Below are 26,641 nucleotides of genomic sequence, written 5' to 3'. Positions count from 1 at the left end.
TTGTATCAGTTAACAATAAAAAGTACCTGACCCTTCTTACTTACCAATGGAACGTGTGATAATCCATGTGGACATGGACTACTTCTACGCAGCTATAGAAGAGAGGGAAGACCCTTCCCTTAAAGGAAAAGCAGTTGTTGTCTGCATGTATTCCAACAGGGGAGAATCAGGTGGAGCCGTAAGCACATCTAATTATATTGCTAGGGAGGCGGGTATTCGTTCTGCAATGCCCTGCAAACTGGCAAGATCAAAAAACCCTGATGCTGTTTTCCTGCCTGTTCGCAAGCCTTTCTACGAGGAAGTTTCTGCAAAAGTGATGGAGATATTGAGATCCAATGCCGACAGCGAGGAAGCCTTTGAGAAAATAAGTATTGATGAGGCGTTCCTGGATATTACCGAATCCTGCAAAGGTGACTATGAACTTGCAGAGGAAATTGGGCTGCGAATAAAAGAGGAAGTTAAATCCCGTGAAAAGATAACATGTTCTGTAGGTATAGGTCCTAACAAGCTAATTGCCAAAATGGCATCATCTTTCCGAAAGCCTGATGGAATCACTGTAATCAAGCCGGAAGATGCACAGGGATTTCTCAAACCTATGCCTGTGAAGAAATTGTGGGGAATTGGAAAGGTCACGGAAGACAAATTGTCTGAAATGGGTATAAGGACCATTGAAGACCTTGCTTCTTATGATGCCATGGAACTTATCTCTGTTTTTGGGAAGAACAAAGGTACGTGGCTCAAGCAGGCTGCATCAGGTGTTGATGAAACTCCTGTGAAGGAAAGGACAGCAACTGACCAGATAGGCAGGATGGCATCCCTTAAACATGACAGCAGAAATGAGAATATGATATTTTCATTACTGAATGAACTCATAGATGATGTCATAAGCAAAGTCAAAACAAGAAAAGTGTCTTTCCGTTCGGTTACAGTAACTGTTATATTCTCTAACTTCAAAACTTCAACAAAAAGTAGAACGCTAAGTCATGTTGTAGATGACAGGGGTATTCTCAGTGAGAATGCAAAGGAACTGATGAAGCAGTTCCTTGAGGAAAGTGAGATGAACTTTAGGCGTATAGGGATCAGGGTAGATAACCTGCAGGAAAATACCGGACAGAAAAGCCTGTTTGATTTTTGAGGGAAAAATAATGGCTGCATATGAGAATATATATTCTGGCAACAGACCCGATTCCAATAACTGGAGAAGCCGGATCTATGATATTATATTTGAAGCGGATACACCTGCAGGAAAATATTTCGATATTTTGCTTATAATAAGCATCCTGCTGAGCGTCCTTGCAGTTATGCTGGACAGTGTCAAATCTTTCAGGATAGAACACGGGGAATTGCTCTATAATATAGAGTGGTTCTTCACTATACTTTTTACAATTGAATATAGTCTGCGTCTTATATGTGTCAAAAGCAAGCTTAGATATTCAACAAGTCTTTTTGGAATAGTGGACCTGCTGGCAATAGTCCCGACCTATCTGAGCCTGTTCCTTCCGGGAAGCCAGTTCCTGCTGGTCATAAGGATACTCAGGGTCCTGAGGATATTTCGTATTCTCAAATTGGTCAAGTACCTTAATGAGGCCGAATTACTGATTGATGCGTTGAAAGCAAGCAGCCGTAAGATAACTGTTTTTCTTTTCACGGTGCTCACACTTGTTGTTATACTGGGATCTCTCATGTATCTCATCGAGGGCGAGGAAAACGGGTTCACCAGTATACCCATCAGCATACACTGGGCTATTGTAACCCTGACGACTGTCGGCTATGGAGATATTGTACCGAAGACACCACTTGGAATTGGCCTTGCTTCTGTTGTTATGATAATGGGTTACAGTATTATTGCTGTCCCTACAGGTATTGTAACAGCTGAAATGAGTCTGGCCTCTCTGGATGCAAGGGATAAAGAGAGAAACAGGATCATTTGCGACAACTGCAGAAATAATAATAATGACGCAGATGCCCTTTTTTGTAAACATTGCGGCACAAAATTATAAGGATAATATCAAATATTGCTTTTTTTTAATTATTTGATATTTGATATACAAACTTTTTATAATTTAATTACACCTCCGCATATAGATTTTAGACTGATCTTTGACAGGGAGCTTCAAAGTAAATACCCATAAATTAACATCATACTCATAATGACATTTGTTTACCCAAGATACATATAAATATTAGAATCTGAGACAGTTCTTCACCAGAATGTCAATATTATAAAATTATACTATTGGTATAATGCGGTTAATCATTATAACCTATTTAAAAAGGCCTTCTGCTTTTGATAATGGGGTGGTGGATATTCCGATTTGTGAAGAAAAAAACGATGAGCTAAAGGATCAACAGCTCAACCTCCTAAAAAAGACCCTGGCATCAGTACAGGATCTCATAGTCGTAATAGACCGTGATCTGAAAATTGTAACAAGCAACTGGAAGAATTGTGAGTCCATACCCGCAAATGAAAAACAGGGGCATCCTTTCTGCTACAGCTGCCTGATGAAGCAGAGCAAGCCCTGCGAACCATGCCAGTTACTTGAGGTATTTGCAACCGGCGCATGCAGGAAATTTGAGATTGAAGACCCTCTTGATAACAAAACAAAGCTTATCGAGCTATCACCTGTTTTTGATGATGACTCCAATGTCACAATGGTTGTAAGGCATGCAAAGGATATCAGTGAGCGCAAAGCTGTGGAAAAGGTCCTGCAGATGAGGGAAAAACAGCACGCTGCCGTTGCAAAATTGGGACAGGACGGACTTGCCGGAGTGGAGCTTGAGACTCTGATACAGGAATCTGTCAAACTTGTAGCCAGTACACTTGACGTTGAATATTGCAGGATAATGAAATACGAGGATTCTGAATCTGTCATGGTTGCAGGTGTGGGCTGGGAAGAAGAATCAGACAGTAAGCCTGAAAATAAGAAAAATGAAATTGTCTGTTACACCCTATATTCACGTGAACCGGCAATGGTCCATGAGAAAAACACACAGGAGAGATTCAGTGGTTTATCCCTCTTAAAGGATCACGGAATTATCAGCGGCATGGATGTAATTATCGGAAACAAGGACAAACCTTTTGGAGTCATGAATGTACACACAATACAAAAAAGGGTGTTCACAAACGATGATATGCATTTTGTGCAATCTGTAGCCAATGTACTTGCAGAATCCCTGAGCAGGAAGCAGACTGAAGAGAACCTCAAAAAGTATGCAAAGGAACTCGAGGATGCAAACTATCTCAAAGTACTGTTCACTGACATACTCACCCATGACCTTCTCAACCCTGCAAATATTATCAGGGGTTTCACCGAGGAACTCATTATAGTGGAAGATGACAACAACAACAAAAACCTGCTTGACAAGATACACAAGAACAACGAAAAACTGATCTATATGATAGAATCGGCTTCTAAGTTCATTAAACTTGAATCCATCGATGATATCAAATTCGAAGAGCAGGATTTTGTACCTATTCTGGAGAAGGTTATCAGGAACTTAGGGCCTGAAATGGATAAAATGGATATTGAAATGAATTTCAAAGCCACAAGAGAATATCCTTCACTCATTAATCCTCTCATAGAGGAAGTATTCCTGAACCTGCTTTCAAACGCCATAAAATACAGTCCTCCAAAAGGAAAAATAAGCATAAATATCTCAGATATAGGAGATAAATGGAGAATCCAGGTTACAGATGTTGGTCCCGGTATCAGCAGCGAGGACAAAGCCATGATATTTGAGCGTTTCAGACAGGCAGATAAGGGAAGCGTAAAGGGAAGCGGTCTTGGACTTGCCATTGTCAAGAGAATAGTTGAACTCCATAACGGGGAAGTTGGAGTGGACAATAATCCGCTTGGCAGGGGAAGTGTGTTCTGGTTCACTGTTAAAAAAGCACTGTGAACCGGACTAAGTAAAACAATACAGCTATCTCTTTTTCTTTTTACTTATCTCAACATCGATCTGGACCTTCCTGACGGCAAGGTCTGTTGAGAGTCCGCGCAGCATCCACCTCAATGCAGAAGCCTGATGAGTGAGATTTTTTGGAAATTCATTCTGGACGATCGATGAAGCTTTTTTCCCGGCTTCTTCCTGCAGTTCTTCAAGTTTCTTTCTCGAAAAAGAATCCATACCGCCCACTTTTAGTTGGGCGAATGATTTGAAACCAGGAGAAGGCTCAGTATTCAATTCATTTATTTTGAGCCTTAACTGAGGAGAAAGAGATGATGAATTTACATCGGCAACGAACTTTCTCTCTTCCGGTTTGATGGATGAGGCTTTTGAAGAGGTTTTCGATGAATTCTTTGACGATGAACCCGGCATTGCCAACCTGTCAGCAGTGGTGTTCTGTTCCCTTGGCACCCAGCCGAATTTAACCTTAAGATCGTGCTTTTTAATTTCAGATGCTATCTGCTTGTTTATCTCTAAAAGATTCTGGTTATTGATCTTCCATGTACCTGACATCTGGTTGATCACAAGTTTGCTGTCACCATAGACCTGAAGAGGACCTTTTCCACCGAGTTTCAGGTAATTGGATATTCCTTCTTTCAGTGCAGTGTATTCAGCAACATTGTTGGTGTTCGAGGGAGATGATTTCTTTTCCTTGCTTCCCTCTGTTGGAGCTTTTCCGGTGCTCCAGTTTATCACCCATCCAAAGCCCATAATTCCTCCCGGATTTGGATCGCAGGAGCCATCGAAGTTCAAAGTATCCATATCACATTTGAAAGTGGGTCATTGCTTTTGTATCTGGTGGAAGGAACTAAGGAACAAAAATGACAAAAAAAGTTATGAGCTTCTACTTGATTTTTTGAAGCTCAGTGCATCCTTAGGACATACATCAATGCATCTTCCGCATTTGATACAGTCCGGGTTATGTGTTATCTCAAGAATATTCAGGTGCATAGGGCACACTTTTTCACATTTGTGGCATTTTATGCATTTTTCTATATCGACCAGTAGAGGATATTTGTTCACCCCGACAATGCTCTGCAGGGTTCCCATAGGGCAGAAGGTACACCAAGTTCTGGGGGCAATTGTCACTCCCAGCACCACTGCAATAGCTGATGTTGTCAGACACATGATAACCAGAACCATACCTATCTGGTTCACAATTCCATGAGTATTCATCAGCCTGTAACCCATAAATACCATCATCAGCATGAAAAGAGGAACTCTTATCCAGTAACTTTTGAGGAACTTAGGTATCTTTTTCTTCCCGGATATCCGGCCCACCCAGAAATCCATGAAGCTTCCCCTGGGACACAGATTCCCGCAGAACCAGCGCCCTCTGAATGGTGCTATCAGAAAAATAGCCGCAAAGACCAGCAACATGAAATAACCAAGTAAAGGCTGCCATAGTCCTGCTATTGAAACGATTATGACCAAGGGTCCCATATATGGGGTAATTTTCAGCATAAATTCACCTTTGTGATATTTTTATACTCTTGTTTTTATTAATGGTTGTTGGTTTCAGGAAAAAATGAAATAAAAAATTAGTTTAAGGCAGATTTACCAAATTGCCTATTGGTAAAAGTGGGGGTGATGTCATCACACATCGTCATCACTTTATCTGTTCTATTATTTTGCTTATTTGTGATGTTTCAAATCTTTAAATTCACTTGTTGTACACGGCTGCGAACTCCACAAAATCATCGAAATCGACATCATTATCTCCATCAAAATCGAATACCGAAGAGTATGTCACATCACCTAAGCTTGAATTATATACTTCGGCCAATTCTACAAAGTCATCGAAATCAACATCATTATCTCCATCAAAGTCTCCTTTTACGGATTCTGAAGGCAGCTCTTCCGGCACCACTTCCATTACCCAGCTTACAGAATCACTTCCTTTGGGATTTACAGCAGTTACTTCGATACCATATACGCCTTCTGAAGATGACTGGATATTGTAATAAGATTGTGTTACATCTTCATCGGCTTTAACAACAGTACCGTCCACAGACCAGCTCACATCACATAAATCGTTTGTCTGGATGCTAAAGATCTGTTCAGCACCATTTGAGAATATGCTATCTGAAGCAGGTTGGGAAGAAATTATGGAAAAAGAAGGTACTACTACATTTGAGTTCCAGCCGAAATCCTGGGTGTACATGGCAGTGTTCGAATATGAAGAATATTCTCCAATCCATATCCCAATCCCTATCTCATTGTAATCGGAACTCAGGATATTGGCCCTGTGACCAGCTGAGTTCATGAGATTCTCATGAGCCTGCACGACATTAGGAGGATAGTTCATGGCAATGTTCTCGCCAATTCGGTAGATCGGATAACCTGCATCCCTTATTCTCTCTGAGAAAAGAGTACCATCAAAGGAATCATGGGAAAAGTAATCCATTTCGATCATCTCTTTGCTATGGTCTCTTGCAACCTGAGTAAGAATGGGATTGAGAATTAAGGGCTCAAGTCCGTAACTCAACCTTTCATCATTGATCAGATCCAGCATCTGTTGTTCCTGCACTGCATACGTCTCTTCTGCGGAGGCAGAGCTTGTAAAACAGGTCAGCAGGATGATAAATACAAAAAAATATCCTGGCAAATAATACGTTTTATTCATGGTAAGACCCCTTATAGGAACGTTTTACGGGAGTGTTCCTTAAGGGCAAAAGTGTTCAATAGATTATATATATTCTTATATAATAACTTATAAGAGAGAATTTTATTAAGGATATAGAATAATAATGTGAAAAGTTAATACAAGCTATAAAAGTATTCCTCCAAAGAGTTTTTATCTTCCGCTACCCCAGATATATACTGGGTTTAAAAATACAATTTAAAATTAGGGGGAACCCGTGTGGAAGATGACAGAATATCATATCATGATTCAGTGCGAACAGTGTACAGACGAATAAAAGAAGACGGCATGACCAATATCTGGGACCGCTATGAGGCTCAGGGAATGGGGGGAAATCCCGACAGGAGATGTAATTTTTGTCAGGGAGGTATGCGTTGTGATCTCTGTTCCAACGGACCATGCAGGGCAGATGCTGCCAAAGATAAAAGAGGTGTCTGCGGGATAACAGCTGATGGTATGGCCATGCGTATGATGCTTCTGCGTAATGTTATGGGAGCTTCGACCTACCAATATCATACGAACCAGACCATCAAGACATTACGAGCTACCGCAAAAGGTGAAACTCCCTTTAAGATAACTGAAGAAGGGAAACTGAGGAGCTTTGCAGGCAGGCTTGGAGTAGATAACGGTGGCAGCGTAAATGATGTTGCGCTGAAACTTTGTGATTTTGTTGAGGCCGATTTCACAAGAGAATATGGCAAGCCCAGTAAGATCGTGGAAATGCTTGCTCCAAAGGAAAGACAGGACCTGTGGAAAAATATTGGTATCTTTCCCGGAGGCATCCAGACCGAACTCCTCAGGTCTACAAGCTCATCCCTGACAAACGTGGATGGAAACTATGTCAGCCTTGCGCTGAAAGCTATGAAACTTGGAGTGGCGATGGCATACCAGAGCCAGATAGTCAATGAGTACTGTCAGGACATAATATTCGGATTACCCCGTCCTCATAAAATGAGAGTTGACCTTGGTGTGCTTGACCCTGATTTCATAAATGTCCTGCCCAACGGACACGAACCTTTCCTTGGCTTTTCCATGGTACAGCTTGCAAGAGAGCAGGAGTGGCAGGAGAAAGCAAAGCAGGTCGGTGCCAAAGGTCTGCGAATAATTGCCAACATTGAGACCGGACAGGAAATGATCCAGAGATGGGAGATGGATGATGTTCTGTACGGATTTACCGGAAACTGGCTCATGCAGGAAGCTGTGCTTGCAAGCGGGTGTGTTGATGTTTTCGTTGCAGACATGAACTGCTCCATGCCCATAGACCCGATGTATGCTGAAAAGTACAAATTCAAACTTATCCCTGTAAGCGACCTTGTTTCATTTGAGGGTGTAAGCGAACGTCTGGATTACATACCAGAAAAAGCCAGTGAACAGGCGGCACATTTGCTGCAGATGGGAATTGATAATTTCAAGGAACGCAAAGCATCAGTAACACCTATCACAGGATTACCATTCAGCGAAGCAGTTGTGGGATTCTCCACCGAGAGCATACTGGACGCACTTGGCGGAAAAATCGACCCTCTTCTGGATGCTATCAAAAATGGTACCTTGCGAGGAGTTGCAGGGCTTGTTTCCTGTACCACACTGAGGGATTCCGGACAGGACAGCCACAGCATTGCAGTTGCAAAGGAACTCATCAAAAATGATGTACTGGTATTATCCATGGGATGTGGTAACGGAGCCATGCAGGTGGGAGGACTTTGCAGCCCTGAAGCAAAAGAACTTGCAGGACCTGGACTGAAATCCATATGTGAAGCACTTGCTATTCCTCCGGTACTCAGTTATGGAACCTGTACAGACACCGGCAGGATCGCTGACCTGATAGCTGCTGTGTCGGCCGGTCTTGGAGGCGTACCTGTCCCTGACCTTCCTATTGTTGCCACTGCTCCTGAATATATGGAACAGAAAGCCACTATCGATGCTGTCTTTGCCCTTGCACTTGGACTCTATACACATGTCAATCCAGTTCCAACCGTAACAGGGGCACCGAATCTGGTAAAACTGCTCACAGAAGACTGTAAGAATGTTACAGGCGGGGTTATGAATGTGGAAACTGATGCCGTGAAGGCAGTAGAACTTATGCTTGAACACATAGAGAACAATCGTAAGAAACTTGGCATCTGAACCAAAAAGGGTGACGGAAAATATGGAGCATCAGAATATGGACCAGCATGTTGGTGAGCATTCAATGCACGAACATGAAGAACACAAGGAAGAAAACCATGATATGCACCATGACATGTCAGGAAAAGAGCATGATGAACATATGGAACATGATGAACACGAAGGACATCAGGGACATTCCGGTCATCATGCAATGATGGTAAAGGATTTTAGGAAGAGATTCTGGATATCGCTTGTATTGACCGTCCCTGTGCTCCTCCTCTCTCCTATCATTCAGGACTTTCTTGATTCAGTTTTTGGTATCTTCATTCCCTCATTTACAGGAGATACTTATCTTCTCTTTGCTTTTTCCACCTTGATTTTCTTCTACGGAGGCTGGCCTTTCCTGAAAGGGATAAAGGATGAACTTACAGCGAAAAGTCCCGGGATGATGACGCTTATTACGGTTGCTATCACCGTTGCATACGGTTACAGCAGCCTTGTGGTCTTTGGGGTTGCAGGCAAACTTTTTTTCTGGGAACTGGCAACCCTTATTGATATCATGCTACTCGGGCACTGGATGGAAATGCGATCCGTTATGGGAGCATCAATGGCTCTTGAGCAACTCGTAAAACTCATGCCATCTGATGCACATCTGATAGGGGAGGATGAAAAGGTTGAAGATGTTCCTGTGGACCGTCTCCAAAAAGAGGACAGGGTGCTGGTGAAACCCGGTGAGAAGATACCTGTTGATGGTGTGGTTATAGAAGGGCAAAGCTCTGTGAACGAAGCAATGCTTACCGGTGAATCAAATCCTGTTCCAAAGGAAACAGGGGACATGGTCATAGGTGGAGCGATCAACGGAGAAGGCTCTCTGACCATCGAAGTTCAAAAGACCGGAAAAGATTCTTTCCTGTCCCAGATGCTTGATCTTGTAACTCAGGCCCAGCAAAGCAAGTCCAAAACACAGAACCTTGCTGACAGGGCTGCCCTCTGGTTGACAATTATCGCACTGACAACCGGAACACTCACTTTTCTTGTATGGCTGAAATTGATGAACACCGACCTCGCCTTTTCACTGGAAAGAGCGGTGACGGTTATGGTCATCACATGTCCCCATGCACTGGGGCTTGCAATTCCTCTTGTAGTTGCAGTTTCCGCTGCCATCGGTGCAAGGAATGGTCTGCTTATCAGGAACAGATCGGCTTTTGAAAGGGCCAGGAACATCGATGCAATTGTTTTTGACAAGACAGGAACACTAACAAAGGGAGAATTTGGTGTCAGCGATGTTGTTGCTTTTGATGAAAAAATGAAAACAGAAGAAATACTGAAATATGCAGCGTCGATCGAATCCAACTCGGAGCATCCAATAGCCAGAGGTATTATTGATGCCTCAGATTCCAGTTATCAGGTTGAGAACTTCAGCGCCATTGCAGGAAAGGGGGCTCATGGAACTGTTAACGGGAAGGACGTTAAGGTTGTAAGCCCCGGATACCTGAAAGAAGAAGGGATCAGTTATCCTGAGGATAAGATAAAGGATATTGCCAGTCAGGGTAAGACTATAGTATTTGTCCTCATCGACAGAAACGTTGCAGGAGCGATTGCGCTTGAAGATATTGTCAGACCTGAATCAAAGGAACTCGTCAGCAGACTGAAGCAAATTGGAGTCAAATGCCTGATGCTCACCGGTGACCAGGAACAAGTAGCTGAAAGGGTTGCAGGACAGATAGGACTTGATGAGTATTTTGCAGGAGTGCTACCGGGAGAAAAAGCTTCCAGAATAAAGGAAGTCCAGGGAAGGGGGCTTATTGTTGCAATGGTTGGCGATGGTATCAATGACGCACCTGCACTGGCACAGGCAGATATTGGCATAGCTATTGGTGCAGGTACTGATGTTGCAGTGGAAACAGCGGATATCGTACTTGTGAAAAGTAACCCTCTTGATGTTATGGCAATCATCGATCTTTCCCGCGCAACATACAGGAAAATGGTACAGAACCTTTTCTGGGCCACAGGTTATAATGCCCTTGCAATTCCTCTTGCCGCAGGGGTGCTTTACCAGCAGGGCATATTGTTATCACCTGCTGCGGGAGCTGTACTCATGTCAATGAGCACGATAATAGTAGCTATTAATGCCAGATTGCTGTCGATCGATCAGGACAGGACCGCCGTATAATTTCAATATATATATAAATAAACATGTACAATATATTCCCATGCAGATCCTGATACCAGATATCATTGATACAGCCCTGATAGGTGGTGTAATATCACTTTTCCTTCTTGCGAACATCCTTGTGAAGAATTACCTGAAAATAAATCTCAGGGATGTCGGAGCTGACCTTGCTATTGGTGCGTTGGTAATTCAGCTTGCCTTCATTTCGACTTTACTCATTGACAAGCAGATGGATTATTTCTGGAACAATGTCATTCTTGCGATCTGCTTCGGATCTATCTGGGTTGCATGCCTTTGGCTGGCCGGTAAAAAAGATGCCCTGACTGACATGTTTTCCTATACCATCGGGACATTTGCCCTGGCAGCATCAATTATGCATTATCTGGGAACTTTCAAGCCCACAGGAATGATACTGTTGCTTGTGTATTCTTTTATCCTTTCAGTAGTGGCTTTCCTTTTAGCTGACTATCTCAGAACAGAGGCTGTCAGGAATAATTATGATAAATTTGTCAAGGACCTGCAGATCTATGACATGAATGAAAGTTACAGGAAACTGGAAGCAGGGAAAGAGAATCTCGACCCGCTGCAACCTGTGATCGATATCATACGCGGAGCTGTCAGGAATAACGATGACTTCGTTGCAACTATAGGAATAAGAAAAATCCCTGAAATATGCTCTAAGGTTCTGGCTGCAAGCGGAAACAAGAACCTCATCATAAAACGCATCAATATGCATCTTTACAAGTTAGCTATCCTTGCAGAAGATGAAAAAGACAGGTTTGCAATGATGGAAGTTATAGATGCTTTTGGTTCTGTTGGAAATCAGTGTGCTAAGGCTGGTATGGAAAGTTTCACATTGCAGACCATAGACAGCATGACCAGCTTTTTTGAAATGCACAGGGAAAGAGAGTATTTCCCACAACTGGATAAACTGACATTGATAAAACGCTCAAAAAACCCAAAGGACCTTTTTAACATTGTCACAAACAAAGTGGTATCCACTCCCCTGCATAAACTTGCAATAGCAAGCGGTGATATTGGAACTACATCTGCAAAAAATGATATGTTGGACCCTACTGAAAGGTCAGTTATCCTGCTGAAGAAAATAGCTCTTGATGCTGCGGCAAACAAGGATACTGCCACTCTGGGTAATATCAGACAGGTTCTTCTGGAAGTGGCAAGGACCGTGGACAATAAAGACCAGGACCATCTTAAGAAACTGATAATATACGCATTAAGGGACATTGGAATTAAAGCCGTTCAGGAATCACCGAATCTTAAAAGACATGAATGTCTTGATAAAGTAATAGAAACTTTGGAAGAGATAGGGGATATCTTCGGGAAAGATTCTATCCTTGATGTGACAGCAGCATTGAAGGATATCGGAGTAGTTGCCGCAAGAAAACATTCTGATGAGAAGGTTTCAGGAATAATTCCTGTTATGGAGCATTTCTGTACAGTCGCGGCAAAGGAAGATAATGAAGATCAGGCATCACATGCTATCAACGCAATACTTGAGGTCTGTGAGATTTCCATCAAAGAGCAGATGGTTGAATCCACCGCAAGTTCTTCTAAGAGCTTTGCAAACCTTTCTAATATCGAATCTATCTCCGTCATGGTAAATGAGGCTATATTTGAAATTGGCAAGTACAGGGAAATAGATACGGAAATGTATGCACTTTTTGATAAGACATATCGTAAGTCAGGTGGAAGATAGGCTCCTTTTCGAAGAGTATATGTATTGTAATCGTCTTCTATTAAAGCTATAGTTACGCATGTAACAGATTCAGAACTACAGTTTCAATTTAAGGCAAGGGATTATTATGGATATCAATGGAGTAGAAATCGAAGATACTTTTGCAGAAGCGTTTCCAATCAAAATAGCAAGAGTGCTCATTACAGCAGCAACAAAACACTGGGCTGAGGTAGCTGCACTTGAAGCAACCGGATTCGGAACATCTGTTATTATGTGCCCTGCAGAAGCAGGTATTGAAAAGTTCGTTGGTCCTGACGAGACACCTGACGGAAGACCTGGTGTTTACATCCAGATCTGCACCTTCGGATACGAAGCACTCGAACACCAGTTACTTGAGCGTATCGGACAGTGCATACTTACAGCTCCAACAACAGCTGTTTTCAATGGACTTCCAGATGCTGAGAAGCAGTTCAACGTAGGCTTCAAATTGAAGTTCTTCGGTGACGGAATGGAATCCGAGACTGAGATCGATGGCCGCAAGATGCACAGTGTTCCAATCATGGAGGGTGACTTCCTTGTAGAAGAAAACATCGGCGCTGTTGCAGGTATCGCAGGCGGTAACTTCTTTATTTTCGGTGACAGCCAGATGACAGCACTCACAGCAGCAGAAGTCGCAGTAGATGCTATCAAGGACCTTGACGGTACTATCACTCCATTCCCAGGCGGAATAGTTGCTAGTGGCTCCAAAGCAGGTTTCAACAACTACAAGTTCATGAAGGCAACTGCAAACGAGAAGTTCTGCCCATCCATCAGGGACAAGGTCGAAGGCACCGAGATCCCAGAAGGCGTAAAGGCAGTTTACGAGCTTGTCATCAACGGTCTTGACGAGGATGCTATCCAGAGGGCAATGAAGGCAGGTATCGATGCAGCTGTCGCAGTTCCTGGTGTATCAAAGATCACCGCAGGAAACTACGGCGGAAAGCTCGGTAAGTACCAGTTCCACCTGAAAGACCTTTGTTAAGGTTCTTTCTTTTTCTTCTTTTTTTATCCACATACTTTTTCTTAAATGATTTGAATAAATCTCAATAGATATGACAGGAATGCAGGATTATCTGAGAGCAACATCCATAATATTCTGGAAGAGCTGAATAATAGCTGAATTCTATCACAGGATGCAATATGGAACCAATAGACAAACTCAGCAGGCTTCTAAAGAACACACCAATTAATGCATTTGCCGGATGGGCAATGGTATTACTGCTTTCCCTGCTGGGTATTGGGAACCTGATCTACGGCAGGCTCATCTGGTTCATCCTTATTGTTTTCGTTATCTCTATCATCATCGCTCCCGCAATTATAATGCGTAAGCTCTCGGTTATGCCTTCGTGGTATTTCATACTATTAGCGATCATACCCATTGTAGGAAGTACAACAGCCTGGTTTTTCTTTGCAACCAGTATTCCATTTTACCTTTCAATGGCTACCATTGCACTACTGCTTGGGGCTGAGATCAACTGGTTCACTTCAGTAAAAATGAATTACAGATTTGCCATACTTCTTGTGGTTATCGTGACACTTGCGATATCAGGCCTCTGGCATTTGCTACAATGGCTATTGGACATGAATCTGGGAACTGTTTATATCCTGAATGGAAGGACACCTGACACTATAAATAATGCTGTGATGCATGAATTCATCTATGCCATGATAGCGGGTATCGTTGCCGGACTCATATTCGGCTGGTATTTCAGATCAGACAAACATGCTGGCAGTATCGAAGTTCCTGTTCTGATATCTCAAGAAGAGACAAATTACGTTACATCCAGACCTCCTGCACCTATACGCAAGTTACTTGGAATTTCTGATGAGAAGCAAAAAATAGCAATGAGGATGATGCAGATAGTTCTTTTCATATTAGTGATAGCAGGTATTTTGCTAAAGGACCTGTCCACTGCCGTGAATGCAACCACAGGACTGGCTCTCACTTTTGTACCGAATATTATCACACGTAAATACAATATCCCTATTGATACAGGATTGGTACTCTGGCTTACACTTGCCATTTTCCTTCATTCACTTGGGACTTTTGCATTATACGATAATATCATAAGATGGGACCATGTCACACACGCCTTATCAGCTTGTGTTGTAGCGGCCGCAGGATATACACTTATAAGAGCTATCGATATCTATGCCGATGAGATCTATATCCCACCAAAAGTTCTCTTTCTTTTCATCCTGCTATTCATACTTGCAATGGGAGTTATCTGGGAGATCATCGAGTTCGTTAGTGATGAACTGACCTCAGGTCTCGGTTACAATGCCATACTGGCCCAGCACGGGATAGGCGATACTATGATGGACCTTGTGTTCGACCTGTTCGGAGCGATCATTGCTGCTACATGGGGAACCGCTTATCTTTCTGATATATCCTATCGGCTTGCGGACAAGTTTGAGGAACTATCATCTAAAAAAAATGCAAGATAAACTAGGATTCTTTCAATTCCATAGGTTTATATCTTTCATACTGATATTATTCTTTAAGGACTATATTCTGCATTTCTGATTGTGGCACAATCGTAAATCATGACCAGAAATGCGTATCTGGGGAGATACCGTGCAGAGTAGTTTTGGAGATAGATTCTCTGTAAATATGCAGGGAGAGTAGGTAGCAGACTTTAAACTTAGCTTTGGCTTTGAATAGTTTACAAACCGGGAGGAAATATGACTAAAGAATTGTATAAATTACCTGAACTGAAATATGGTTATGCAGACCTGGAACCATATATTTCAGAAGAACAACTACGCATACATTATGAAAAGCATCATCAATCCTATGTCAATAACGTAAACTCGTTATTGCAAATGATGGATAAGGCAGTAGAAGACGGAACAGAATATGATTCTAAAACAGCTGCAAAATCGTTATCATTCAATCTTGGTGGACATGTACTTCACAGTTATTTCTGGTGGGAGATGACTCCTGCAGAAAAAGCAAGTGAGGAACCTGTAGGCGAACTATATGATGCTATAAAGGAAAACTTCGGAACCTTTGAAAGGTTCAAGAGTGAATTTACCAAAGTTGCATCAAGTGTTGAGGGTTCAGGCTGGGCAGCAGTGACCTTCTGCAATGACACTAAAAGACTCGGTATCGTACAGATAGAAAAGCACAATACGAATGTGACACCGGATTTCCCAATAATTATGGATATAGATGTATGGGAACATGCCTACTATCTGGACTACAAGAATGAGAGGGGAAAATTCATAGATGCCTTCTGGAACATAGTCGACTGGGAAGAAATAAACAAGTGGTTCGTGAAAGTCTACAACTTTAGTATGGAATGATATCTGATATCTCTGTTAAACGCCATCTTGTAACTACTCTATTCCGGCGCCAACAGAGATTTTCAATATCTTTTTATTTTATCTTATCCCATTCCAATAGCTGCAAGTCCGGCACTGACCCCATTCCTTATCAGTTCCTGAGGATCAATTCCTGTGACCTGAAGCATGACATAGACTCCAATGAAAGTGCCTATCATACTTCCAAGATTTGCAAGAGCTGCAACCATTACGACACGGAAGAGATTGTTCTTCATCATGTCTTCAGTTGTCTCTATCTCTACCAGTTCCTTGAAATCATCGGTAGTTGGACTGCGGTATTTAGCTTCTGTAAGACCTGCAAACCATCCTGCTGCCATCATCGGGTTCAGGGAAGTTAACCATGCAACTGAGAATGCAGTGAGCACGGAATACGGATGGCCTCTTGCAATAATAGCTCCGGCAGCGCTGAGCACTCCGTTTATGATGAACCACCAGGCAAAAGCGATACCCAGAGTCTTAAGAGGGACTCCTGACAGAATCAGCAATCCAAAGGTTCCAAGAGCAATAGCTACAACAACGACTCCGAATAATTTCATTATACTGAATCGCTTTTTTGGGGCTTCTGCTGAATAACTCACCTGTGGGATAGTTTTTGGATTTTCAAGATAATGCTGGATGCCTGCTCTGTGGCCCGCTCCTACAACAGCGACTATCTTTTTATTACCACCGGCAGCAGCCCTTACAAGATTGTTTGCCATGTATGCGTCCCTTTCATCGATAAGGACCTTAACAGCATTCGGTGATGAATCCCTGAACTCTTCCACAAGCATGGAAACCATGTCCTGGTTGGTGATTGTATCCATATCGATATCTTTGGTACCACCAATACCAAGAACTGCAGCTATAAGACCTGCAAGCATTTTCATTTTTTCAATGAAACCCATCTTGCTCCAGAAACGCTGCAAAGTGATCTGAACATCCCTGTCAATAAGAAGGACCTGTGCACCACTTGCTTCTGCAGCCTCAATGGCACTGATCATCTCTGCACCTGGCTGCACACCCATGTCATCAGCAAATTTTTTCTGGATATGTGCCAGCAGCATGTGAACAAGATAGAAATAGACCTTTCCTTCCTTAAGAAGCTCCTTTACAGGTATGTCAGCGTTCTTGACATTACCTTTTATGGCCTCGTATCTGGGCCTGCAAAGTTCAACAGCAACTATGTCCGGTTTTTCCCTTTCAATAGCTGCATTTACTTCTCTGACACTCTTTTCGGATACGTGAGCTGTCCCTACAAGTATTATCTCGCTAGGTTTTTCAGTATCTTCAGAACCGGAACCTAAAGATGGTTTCTCAGGTTCTATAAACTCTTTTATCACTTCAATCTCAGTTGGTCCCGAGTTTGAAAATGATGAATTCCCAGGATTTTCTTCCGAATAAAGATTACCACCTGTGGTGTTGTAATCGTAAACGGAAATGTTCTCCTGTGAATCACTCAAATTATCATGTTTCAATGTAGATCCTCTTTTAAGACTACTAGAACTACTCATTCGCTAACATCAATAATCGCATGAGATCTGTCCTGGAAAGGATACCTTTTACAGTGTCATTATCTGTTACCAGAACACGCCCTATATTATTGACAGTCATTATTTTGAATGCTTCCGCAGCATTTGAATTTGAAGGTAATGAGATAACATCCTTTGTCATGACATCGGATACAAGGGTTGCATAGCGCTCATGCGGAAGAACATTACGTATGTCTGTAAAGGTCACAATCCCTTTTAAAGAATTGCCCTTGATAACAGGATATCCCAGATGTTTATTCTCGAACATGAAATGTGAGAGATCCTCAACTGTCATTTCAGGAGTAACGGAAATCACTTCTTTTGACATTACTTCTGAAACTTTATATTTTTCAAGGCTTACGGTAACAGTTGTTGATTTATCCTCTTCGGATGCACCGATATAAACAAAAAATGCAATCATAATAAGCCATGGATTCCATAGTAATCCGATGATACCCATAATAAAAGCGAACATCTTACCAAAGTAAGCGGCATAATGAGTGGCTTTTACATAGCTCATTCTTTTTGCGTACCAGGCACGAAGAAGTCTTCCTCCATCCATTGGAAAGGCCGGGATCAAATTGAAAACTGCCAGTACTATATTAATAGAAGCCAGAATTCCCACCATCAGGTAAATTGAAGTATTACTGTATGATGGAATGAATGAAATTGCCACCAGGTGCAATGCAAGAAGACTAAAACCTATGATAAGGCTAACCAGAGGTCCGGCAAACGCCATCTTGAATTCCTGGGATGGATCCCTTGGAATCTCTTCCATGGAAGACACTCCGCCGAATAGCAACAGGGTTATGTCCTTGATCTCAACGCCATAACTCTTAGCTATGTAAGAATGACCCAATTCATGGAGCAGGATACAGGCAAATAACAGTATCGTTGTTAAAAGCGACAGGGCATAACTTTCAGTAGCCGACCCGACATCCGCAAAACCATATGGTTGCGGATTTGTAGCAAACACAAGAGCAAAAACGGGAAGTATCAGTAAAAAAGTAATATGGAGCTTAATAGGTATTCCCATGATGCTTCCAATCTTCAATGAAGTATTCATGAGAACATGTTGGATGCATTCATATTTATCTTTATCTCATTTTTGTTCAAAGTTAAATCCATAGAATGATACGTATAGAATACTTTCACCCCGCTTGGCTTAAGAGTATATGTAAAAAAAGTCTATTTTAGATTAAGACAGGCTAGATGAACACACGCCTTACACGCTTCAAGGCTAGGTGCCATCAAGCCTTATCCCCTCACTTTTCTTTTTCTGTTGCTTTGTTTTATTTGATTTTGGGAAAAAATCAAATATGGATTTTAAAAAAGTCAAGTGCCTAAATTGTCTGAAGAACCTGTTTCAGATCCTGCACAAAAGAATCTATCATCTCAATAGTTACATGAGGCATTATTACAAGACGCAAACCATGAGGATTCTGGGTTATCGAAACCTGCCAGTTGTATTCTTTTGCAAGCCTGCTTCTAATCAGATCCGGTTCTGGAACTTCCAGTGCAACTACATTCATTACAGGTTCTACCAATGGATGTATATTGATCTCTGTAAGTCTGGACAGAAGATAACGTGTTAATTCCATACATTGTGAAACTGTTTTTCTGTAACCCTCTTTTCCCATGAACTTCATGACCGCATAGGTTGCTGCAACTGCAGCTCCGCTTCTGGTCCCTGTAAGAGTGTATTGGGTTGAAACTGTCAGATAAGGTGTATCTGCTCTGAGACTTTCCAGATAATCAGGGCTTCTGAAAAGAAGAACACCGGATGGTATTGTGCTCAGACCCATTTTATGTGGGTCAATAGCTATTGACGTTACACCAGGCAACATGAAGTCAAATTCACATGATTCATCAAGAAATGGAAGGACAAATCCTCCAAAAGCAGCATCAATATGAAGGAAAATTTTTTTTTCCCGGGCTATCTCGGAAAGTTTTTTTATTGGATCGACCTGACCAAATTCTGTTGAGCCAGCTATACCAACAAGACCTATTGTATTCTCATCTATAAGAGATAAGACAGAATCAATTGAAACTCTTAGATTATCGTCAAGGCTGGCTTTTCTGAGTTCAACATCCAGAATATCGGATACTTTGTCAAAAGAAAAATGAGCTGAATCCGGAACAACAAGATTGGGTTTTTCACACTTTGACCGTTGAAGGAAAACATTTCGCATGGAACGTATTGCCTGGATATTGGATTCAGTTCCACCTGTAGTGGTGTAGCCAACTGCATCAGGATGATGTAACAGATTACTTAACATGCTAAGGACTTCTTTCTCCAGATTATAAGTACCTTTAAAGAGACCAAAATCACCCATGTTTGACTCTATGAATTGCATATGAGCCTGAACAGCTATTTCATGAGGATACGTACACATGGAACTTAAAACTCTATTATATTTGAAATCCTGGGATTTGGACTGATCTAGAATAGAGATTATTTCTTTTCTTCCCAAGCCTTTTTCATTCATTTGAAACCATGAATGATGCAGGATATTTAAATCAATTTTGTTCCGGTTTTTCAAAAGAAGAGATTATTTGAAATGCATTCTAAAAAATGAAAAAAAGATGAAATTTTGGTACTTTTTGATGATGCACATTTGTCAAAAATTCCGACATAAGAGCTACCCCATTGTTTCAACTGGAAAATAGATAAAGAAAGTGATAAAACTGAAATTTTCCCAAATTTTCACTTATCACAAAGAAAATTATATATAGAATTAAATTGATACTAGCACTGCCATCTTTTTTTAAAACTATTAAAAAGATAGTTCACATCTTTTTTGTTCTATTCCAGTTGAAATCATAGGGTTACTGTTCTTTATAAACTTTCCAGTTGAAACAAAGGGGTTAATCTCCATGCGAAACTAAATTGCTTATATGCATTCATTTTTAATACTTTCAGAATGTTTTTGTAGATACTGATTTTTTTACTTCATATCTTTTTTATATCAAGTTCCAGTTGAAGTGAAGGGGTCTAAACCATAAACATTAATAACCTCAACTTCCAATGTAGCGTTTGCAATGAGAGAGTTAATCTCATCTCATTATTCTTATCATTCTTATCACATTACAATTATCTTTTAATTTGACAGGATCGGGTGAAACAGTAAATGCAAAGTAAATCATTAGATGGTCTTTTCCAGGAATTACTGGAGAATGAACCTATTTTTAAAAACAAAGAGGTTTTAAGACATTCCTACACTCCTGATTCTCTTGTTCACCGTGATGACCAGATCAACAGTCTTGCGTCAATTCTTGTTTCAGCTCTTAGAGGAGATACACCTTCAAACATCCTTATTTACGGAAAAACCGGGACTGGTAAAACTGCAGTGACAAGAAATGTTGGAATCGAACTTGAAAGAAAAGGTGAATCACTTGGGATATCATGTAAAGTTGTCTACCTGAACTGCGAAGTTATCGACACCCAATACAGACTTCTTGCAAACCTCACTCGCCAGTTCGGAGAAGATGTCCCGATGACCGGTTGGCCCACAGATCAGGTCTTCTTCAAATTCAAGGAAACAATCGACACTGAAAAACAGGTTGTTATCATAATTCTGGATGAAATTGATAAATTGATCAAGAAAGGTGATGATGTTCTCTATAATCTTTCAAGGATAAATACCGATCTTAAAAATTCGAAAGTCAGTATGATCGGCGTTTCAAACGACCTTAAATTTACTGAATTCCTTGATCCGAGAGTAAAAAGCTCTCTTGGAGAAGAAGAAATCATTTTTCCTCCTTATGATGCTGAACAGATAAGTGATATCCTCAATGAAAGAGCTCTTATCGCTTACAAGCCTGATGCCCTGGATGAAATGGTCATTCCCCTTTGCGCTGCCTTCGCAGCTCAGGAACATGGAGATGCCAGACGTGCTCTTGATCTGTTAAGAGTTGCAGGAGAAATTGCAGAACGGGAGAACCTATCTCGTGTTGAAGAACAACATGTAAAAAGCGCTCAGGAAAAGATCGAAGTCGATCGTGTAGTTGAAGTTGTACGTACCCTTCCAACCCAGTCAAAACTTGCGCTTTACAGTGTAATGTTGCTGAGAAATAATGGTTACAAGAATGTTACAACCGGTGAAGTCTACAACGTCTATCGGCAGTTATGCTTACAGGTGGACATGGACATCCTTACACAACGCAGGGTAACAGATCTCATGTCAGAACTGGATATGCTTGGAATAGTGAATGCTGTTGTCGTAAGTAAAGGCAGGTATGGAAGGACAAAGGAAATAGTATTAAGTGTCCCTATAAATAGCACAAAAAAAGTATTGTTTGAGGACTACAGGCTCAAACCACTTGAATTGTTCAAGCCTGTTCTCACAACCCAATTACATCTGTAATTGATTTTAGAAGCTTGGAAGCATCAATCTGAGATAGCCCAGATATGGGATTTTGTAACGTGCGATGCCTATGATCCATTCTTCTTTAACAGGCATCTGGTAACTTACCTGTCCCTGTTGGTCATAGTATTTGTTCGTTACTTTGTTGTCACCTTTTGTAATATATCCGGCATATGGTGCAGCAGGTCCTCCTTCCCACATCGGCTCTCCCTCTTCAACGTAATACATTGCTCTGTGAATTATAGGAGTCACGCCTTCCTGCCCATATGGCTTGTATAATACTACATCTCCGTAATAATCAAAGGATGTGTAATTATCCGTGCCGTCTTCATATGTGATAACGTGTGTCCGATCAATATTCTGGATAAAAATAATATCCCCAATATTCATGTGAGGTTCCATGCTACCTGATTCTACGGCTACCATGGGAGTCCACATCCCAAAGACCAGTTGAGAAAAAGATGCAAATATCAGTACGGCTAACAGGACCGTTAGAATGTCCCTAGCAAGTGAAACAAAGAAATTATCACTTTCTCTGAAAGTATGAAAAGCGTCTTTTAAGTTCATTGTTCTTACCTATGTCTGGCCAAGTGAAAGAATGTATTTATGAGTTAAGGAATATATTTGCAGAAAATAAAGTGTTTGTGGTTTAAAATCGTTTTGTAAGTTATTTTATTGTAATATGATCTACATTTCAACCTGCTATTATTATGAATGAAATTGATGTTCTAACTGCCTTTATTGAAGAAGGCTATCAGATAAGTCCTGAAGCAGTGGACCTTATTTGCACCCATTGTTCCCCGAAGGAACTCGTGGCATACATACTTGAGAATATCGATCTTTCCGTCCTTGTAATTGATGTTGAGCATATTGACCTTGAAGGGTTTAGTGGCCTTCTTCCAGTGGAAGAAGAAAGTTTCAGTTCATCTTTAGAATTGAATCCACAAAATGAGACCCTGAATATCAATAATAATTATGCCTCTTCTTACCAGCCATCAAGCAGTTCCTCGAATGCTGTGAGCAACGTTTGCTATTCTGACAATCCTGTCTCCATAATTTCTGATATCACGGATAATTCGACTTGTGTCGGTGAATACATGGAATTTGTCCAGTTCTTCAGAAACAGATACAGCAGGATTAGTGATATAATCCGTGGCAGAATAAATGCCCGTCCTATAGAGAGTCTGAAGACAGGTAAAAGATCAAATTTAAGGAGTAGCAAAGAAGCTGGCGAGGTATCTGTAATTGGTATGATATCTGAGATAAAGAGCACAAGTAATGGTCACAAAATACTGGAAGTTGAAGATCCCACAGGCTCATTTTCAGTTCTTATACGTATGGCAGACAAAGAACTCTATGAGCAGGCCAGTCATCTGGTGCTGGATGAGGTTGTCGGTTTTACAGGCAAGCTCACAAACGATGGTAAACTCATGATAGTTCAGAAGCTAATCCTTCCTGATCTCCCCAATACAACTATTAAGAGAAGCGGAACCGTCGGGAAAGCAGTCCTTACATCCGACATACACATTGGAAGTTCAACTTTCCTTGAAGAGCCGTGGGAGAGATTCCTTGACTTTTTGAATGGTGACACTGACAATGAAGCACTGGCAGCCATTGCAAAGGAAGTGCGTTATCTCCTTGTTGCAGGTGACCTTGTTGATGGCGTTGGCATATATCCTGGACAGGAACATGAACTTTCAATTCTGGATGTCTATGACCAGTACAAAAAAGCAGCTGAATATTTTTCAAGGGTACCCAGCCATATTCATATCATTATTTCTCCTGGAAACCACGATGCTGTCCGTCAGGCTGAACCCCAGCCAAAATTGCCCGAAATAATAAGAGCTGATTTTTCTGATAATGTGACATTCGTAGGAAATCCTTCAATTGTGGATCTGGATGGCGTAAAGGTACTTCTTTACCATGGTCGCTCAATTGACGATCTGGTTGCATCTGTTCCAGGTGTTTCATATGGCGATCCTACAAAGGCAATGGTGGAAATGATGAAATTCAGGCATCTATCACCCATCTACGGAAGCCGCGTTTCCATTGCACCCGAAAAGAAAGATTATTTTGTAATTGGAAATGTGCCTGACATTCTCCACTGTGGTCATGTGCATACAGTGGGTGTTGAATGGTACAAGAATGTCCTGCTGATAAATTCCGGTACATGGCAGGACCAGACCGAGTTCCAGAAAAGGGTGAATGTCATTCCAACCCCTGCACAGGTTCCGGTTGTGGATCTGGCAACTCTCAAAACAACCATTTTGAAATTTGATGAATAAGTCGTTAATTTCCAGTGGAACCAGGTCTGGAAGTTTTGGAAATCAAAAAATAAAGTAGGAGAACAGTAAACTCTCAGTTTTTCTGTCCTTTTTCCTGTATCTTCAAAATACTGTGGTTCATGGTCTGCTCAGGACAAATAGTCACGCAACGCCTGCAGCTTGTACCCAGGCAGTGCTGGCTGTCAATATTGGCAAATCTCTGTCCGTCCTTTTCAATGATAACAACTGCATCCTCGGGGCATTCCTCTTCACACTTGTGGCAAAGAATACATTTTTCCACCGGCGCTTCAAGGGTTATTCCGATATTTGCCACAATATCAAGACCAAGGGTTCCGACATCGTCTATATCCCTGGAAACCCTTTTTTCGATCTCCACTTTTTCCAGGTCCTGTGGGAATACGGGAATTCCATACATTTCCAGCATCTGCTTATACATTTCAGTGGGCATTCCATGTTGCCAGGTCGAAAGTTCGCAGACATAGATATCCTTGAAAGTTTCACTGGTAGCCATCATAAGATGGTCTGCCTGTATCTTATTTGCAACAGCGATAACCTCATCTAGTTTTGACCTGTCGATTGCTATCTTCCTTGCAAGACCTATGGAAGTATTACCGAACTGGACAATACCCTGGGAGAAACCGGGAACAGAACCGATATGCCTGGCCTTATCAGCGTCAACATAGGTTCCTGTTGCCCCTGACATGTATGAATAACGCAGATCCTCATATTTCATTCCTGCTTCGACCATAAGGGTCATGTGTGCTGCCCTTATGGCTCCGATGGCCTTGCCAACCTCTTCTACATCCTTGTTGGTGATAACGATACTATCCCCAAGTATGAGTTCGCCATTAGGCAGCTGTGGTAGCTTTTTTATGAGTCCCTCTTTCAGTGCAAGTGCTATTGTCGAGATCACACCTGTACCGGTGATTCCCTTGGGTCTTACAATGCAGCCTTCAATGCAATCCCCTGTGATCGGATCAACGAGAGGTCCCTTTATGGGAGTCATTGTATCGTCAAGTACAGTGAGCCGCCACCAGTCCCCTTCACTGTTCACATCACTTATAGCCCCTGGACCTGCCAGCATTCCGCATGCAATTCCCTGTCCTTCGATAGCAGGACCAGCGGCCGCACTTGCGGTCATTATCCTGTCGCCGATCTTCAGTGCCATTTCGGCATTTGTCCCGTAATCAGTAACAAGACATGGTTCTGTCTGGTGAATGAAATCCGTTTCCAGCATCATGGCAAGAGCATCGGCCCCTATCTCGTGTTTGATAGCCGGAGGAACGATGATCTCACAGTTATTCATTTCAAAGATGCCTTTGAAGATCTCATTTGCAGGGAATATCCTGGCATCCCTCTTGATATCCTTCACTCCAAGAGCTGCCTGTTTGTTCTCACCTGCATATGCAAGGTCCCTTATCTCCATATTCTGGAAAAGTGAGAGTTGTATGGGATTTCCGCAGACTGCTATACGCTCTATCTTTTCAGGTTCAACATCGAACTTTTCAAGTATTTCCTTTACAGTTTCAATGATCAGCCTGTGAGCAACATCCGTTCCGGTACTCATGGCAAAATCAAGGTGGTCCATGACATTTCCACCGGGAAGCGGATGACCCATTGTAATTACGGTCTTTACAGTCTCTTTCTTATCAAGATCGATAAGTTGTGACCTGAAACCACTTGTTCCAAGGTCAAGGGATATCACATACATGTTCTCTACACTCCGTTAGTTCTCACTTATTGGTTCTGGATCACAGAATACAGCATTGAAGCAACTCCTATTACAAGAGGCTCCATCACAAGGTCAACACGATACTTCTTTCCCACTTCAGGAGGCAGCCCGCATGGTATTCCTGGAGTTGAGACAAGACATCTCTCCTCTATCATACCTTCTGATATTGTATCTGCATTGGGTGTGGCCTCGAATACCATGGAAAACTTCTTCCTGTCGTCGCTACAGTAAGGCTTTATATTCAGTTCGTCCACTGCTTTCTGAAGGAATTCCTTGTTGGGGTCGCAGGCATAGACATTGAAACCCTTGTTCACAAGGTGGCATGCTCCTGCATAACCGACCCTGCCAAGCCCGATGACAAGTATATCCTTTGAACTGGCTTCCCTGAATCTTGAAGCAATGTCTGCGTATATAACTCCCGTAGCCACATGGTTGCTAACTATCTTCTCGTTCCTCAGGTTGTGCGCAGTAAAAATATGGTCATCTGCCATCATTATTATATCAGCTCCCTGGGACACGGCTTCATAGTAACCTGTAACATCCGGATGCTCTGTTATGAATCCTTCAAAACCGAAGTACTGAGCTATGAACAGAAGGGATGATGTGAAATTGCCGATGACCCCGTTTCCTGCAGTGATGGGGATGATACCTACTTTTTCAGAACCGGGCTTTGTTCCGTAAAGTGCTTCGCATATTCCCCTTATGTCAAGACCTGTGACCCTTCTGGCGATCTCATCATTTTCTTCAAGCTGCATGGAAAGGTTTTCCAGGTCTTCTGGTGTCAAAAGTGCCATT

General features: G+C 41.9%; 20 protein-coding genes. 11 read left to right on the top strand and 9 right to left on the bottom strand.

The genetic code is table 11. From position 1 onward, the window contains the following. Positions 1 to 46: 46 nt before the first annotated feature. The 3 genes from dinB to RE476_RS10140 all read left to right on the top strand — a co-directional run bounded on the left by dinB (position 47) and on the right by RE476_RS10140 (position 3,900). Positions 47 to 1,135, top strand: a complete 1,089-nt coding sequence (gene dinB, locus RE476_RS10150) for a DNA polymerase IV (protein WP_309307526.1) — start codon at positions 47 to 49, stop codon at positions 1,133 to 1,135. 10 nt (positions 1,136 to 1,145) lie between these two features. Continuing rightward, positions 1,146 to 2,000 (top strand): ion transporter, encoded by an 855-nt coding sequence (locus tag RE476_RS10145; protein WP_309307525.1) that lies wholly within the window; start codon positions 1,146 to 1,148, stop codon positions 1,998 to 2,000. A gap of 301 nt (positions 2,001 to 2,301) precedes the next feature. Continuing rightward, positions 2,302 to 3,900 (top strand): GAF domain-containing sensor histidine kinase, encoded by a 1,599-nt coding sequence (locus RE476_RS10140; RefSeq protein ID WP_309307524.1) that lies wholly within the window; start codon positions 2,302 to 2,304, stop codon positions 3,898 to 3,900. A gap of 24 nt (positions 3,901 to 3,924) precedes the next feature. Here the strand turns inward: RE476_RS10140 and RE476_RS10135 are convergent, their stop codons facing one another. The 3 genes from RE476_RS10135 to RE476_RS10125 all read right to left on the bottom strand — a co-directional run bounded on the left by RE476_RS10135 (position 3,925) and on the right by RE476_RS10125 (position 6,574). Beyond that, positions 3,925 to 4,710 carry a ribonuclease HI family protein gene (locus RE476_RS10135; RefSeq protein WP_309307523.1) on the bottom strand — a complete coding sequence of 262 codons (786 nt, stop codon included), beginning with the start codon at positions 4,708 to 4,710 and terminating at the stop codon, positions 3,925 to 3,927. Positions 4,711 to 4,782: 72 nt separating this feature from the next. Next, positions 4,783 to 5,412: a 4Fe-4S binding protein gene (locus tag RE476_RS10130; protein WP_309307522.1), complete on the bottom strand. Its 630-nt coding sequence runs from the start codon at positions 5,410 to 5,412 to the stop codon at positions 4,783 to 4,785. Between the two features lie 199 nt (positions 5,413 to 5,611). Next, positions 5,612 to 6,574 (bottom strand): CAP domain-containing protein, encoded by a 963-nt coding sequence (locus tag RE476_RS10125; protein WP_309307521.1) that lies wholly within the window; start codon positions 6,572 to 6,574, stop codon positions 5,612 to 5,614. A 237-nt stretch (positions 6,575 to 6,811) separates the two neighbouring features. On the opposite strand from RE476_RS10125, the gene cooS reads away from it, so the two are divergent. From cooS to RE476_RS10095, 6 genes are all read left to right on the top strand, one after another. After that, a complete protein-coding gene (gene cooS / locus RE476_RS10120; protein WP_309307520.1) occupies positions 6,812 to 8,716 on the top strand; it encodes an anaerobic carbon-monoxide dehydrogenase catalytic subunit in 1,905 nt (634 codons plus the stop codon). A gap of 22 nt (positions 8,717 to 8,738) precedes the next feature. Then, the gene (locus tag RE476_RS10115) at positions 8,739 to 10,871 is read left to right on the top strand and encodes a copper-translocating P-type ATPase (RefSeq protein ID WP_309307519.1); all 2,133 of its coding nucleotides are present in this window, start codon (positions 8,739 to 8,741) and stop codon (positions 10,869 to 10,871) included. Between the two features lie 40 nt (positions 10,872 to 10,911). Then, positions 10,912 to 12,588: a hypothetical protein gene (locus tag RE476_RS10110; protein WP_309307518.1), complete on the top strand. Its 1,677-nt coding sequence runs from the start codon at positions 10,912 to 10,914 to the stop codon at positions 12,586 to 12,588. A 106-nt stretch (positions 12,589 to 12,694) separates the two neighbouring features. After that, positions 12,695 to 13,588 carry a formylmethanofuran--tetrahydromethanopterin N-formyltransferase gene (gene fhcD, locus RE476_RS10105; RefSeq protein WP_309307517.1) on the top strand — a complete coding sequence of 298 codons (894 nt, stop codon included), beginning with the start codon at positions 12,695 to 12,697 and terminating at the stop codon, positions 13,586 to 13,588. A 158-nt stretch (positions 13,589 to 13,746) separates the two neighbouring features. Next, a complete protein-coding gene (locus tag RE476_RS10100; RefSeq protein WP_309307516.1) occupies positions 13,747 to 15,054 on the top strand; it encodes a hypothetical protein in 1,308 nt (435 codons plus the stop codon). 237 nt (positions 15,055 to 15,291) lie between these two features. Continuing rightward, the gene (locus RE476_RS10095; RefSeq protein WP_309307515.1) at positions 15,292 to 15,915 is read left to right on the top strand and encodes a superoxide dismutase; all 624 of its coding nucleotides are present in this window, start codon (positions 15,292 to 15,294) and stop codon (positions 15,913 to 15,915) included. Between the two features lie 83 nt (positions 15,916 to 15,998). Here RE476_RS10095 and RE476_RS10090 read toward each other — a convergent pair whose 3' ends face one another. The 3 genes from RE476_RS10090 to mfnA form a co-directional block, all read right to left on the bottom strand. After that, positions 15,999 to 17,408 carry a TraB/GumN family protein gene (locus tag RE476_RS10090; protein WP_309307514.1) on the bottom strand — a complete coding sequence of 470 codons (1,410 nt, stop codon included), beginning with the start codon at positions 17,406 to 17,408 and terminating at the stop codon, positions 15,999 to 16,001. A 28-nt stretch (positions 17,409 to 17,436) separates the two neighbouring features. Continuing rightward, complete coding sequence (locus tag RE476_RS10085; RefSeq protein ID WP_309307513.1) at positions 17,437 to 18,528, bottom strand: CBS domain-containing protein; 1,092 nt, start codon at positions 18,526 to 18,528, stop codon at positions 17,437 to 17,439. Positions 18,529 to 18,805: 277 nt separating this feature from the next. Next, positions 18,806 to 19,951, bottom strand: a complete 1,146-nt coding sequence (mfnA, locus tag RE476_RS10080; protein WP_309307512.1) for a tyrosine decarboxylase MfnA — start codon at positions 19,949 to 19,951, stop codon at positions 18,806 to 18,808. A 642-nt stretch (positions 19,952 to 20,593) separates the two neighbouring features. On the opposite strand from mfnA, the gene RE476_RS10075 reads away from it, so the two are divergent. Then, entirely contained in the window at positions 20,594 to 21,829 is a 1,236-nt protein-coding gene (locus RE476_RS10075) for an ORC1-type DNA replication protein (RefSeq protein ID WP_309307511.1), read from the top strand. A gap of 6 nt (positions 21,830 to 21,835) precedes the next feature. Here RE476_RS10075 and RE476_RS10070 read toward each other — a convergent pair whose 3' ends face one another. Continuing rightward, on the bottom strand, positions 21,836 to 22,396 hold the full coding sequence (locus RE476_RS10070) for a signal peptidase I (RefSeq protein ID WP_309307510.1): 561 nt from the start codon (positions 22,394 to 22,396) through the stop codon (positions 21,836 to 21,838). A gap of 143 nt (positions 22,397 to 22,539) precedes the next feature. Between RE476_RS10070 and RE476_RS10065 the strand changes: the two genes are divergently transcribed. Further along, entirely contained in the window at positions 22,540 to 24,114 is a 1,575-nt protein-coding gene (locus RE476_RS10065; protein WP_309307509.1) for a DNA-directed DNA polymerase II small subunit, read from the top strand. Between the two features lie 73 nt (positions 24,115 to 24,187). On the opposite strand, the gene RE476_RS10060 is transcribed toward RE476_RS10065, so the two are convergent. Both RE476_RS10060 and pylD read right to left on the bottom strand, forming a co-directional pair. After that, positions 24,188 to 25,825: a methylamine methyltransferase corrinoid protein reductive activase gene (locus RE476_RS10060; RefSeq protein WP_309307508.1), complete on the bottom strand. Its 1,638-nt coding sequence runs from the start codon at positions 25,823 to 25,825 to the stop codon at positions 24,188 to 24,190. Positions 25,826 to 25,851: 26 nt separating this feature from the next. Then, positions 25,852 to 26,640, bottom strand: a complete 789-nt coding sequence (gene pylD / locus RE476_RS10055; RefSeq protein ID WP_309307507.1) for a 3-methylornithyl-N6-L-lysine dehydrogenase PylD — start codon at positions 26,638 to 26,640, stop codon at positions 25,852 to 25,854. Position 26,641 lies beyond the last annotated feature (1 nt).

Origin of the sequence: Methanolobus mangrovi, from assembly GCF_031312535.1 — an archaeon.
In the GTDB taxonomy this organism is placed as follows: Archaea; Halobacteriota; Methanosarcinia; order Methanosarcinales; family Methanosarcinaceae; genus Methanolobus; species Methanolobus mangrovi.
The sequence above is the reverse complement of the archived record's forward strand: the minus strand, read 5'-3'. Positions and strand labels throughout refer to the sequence as shown.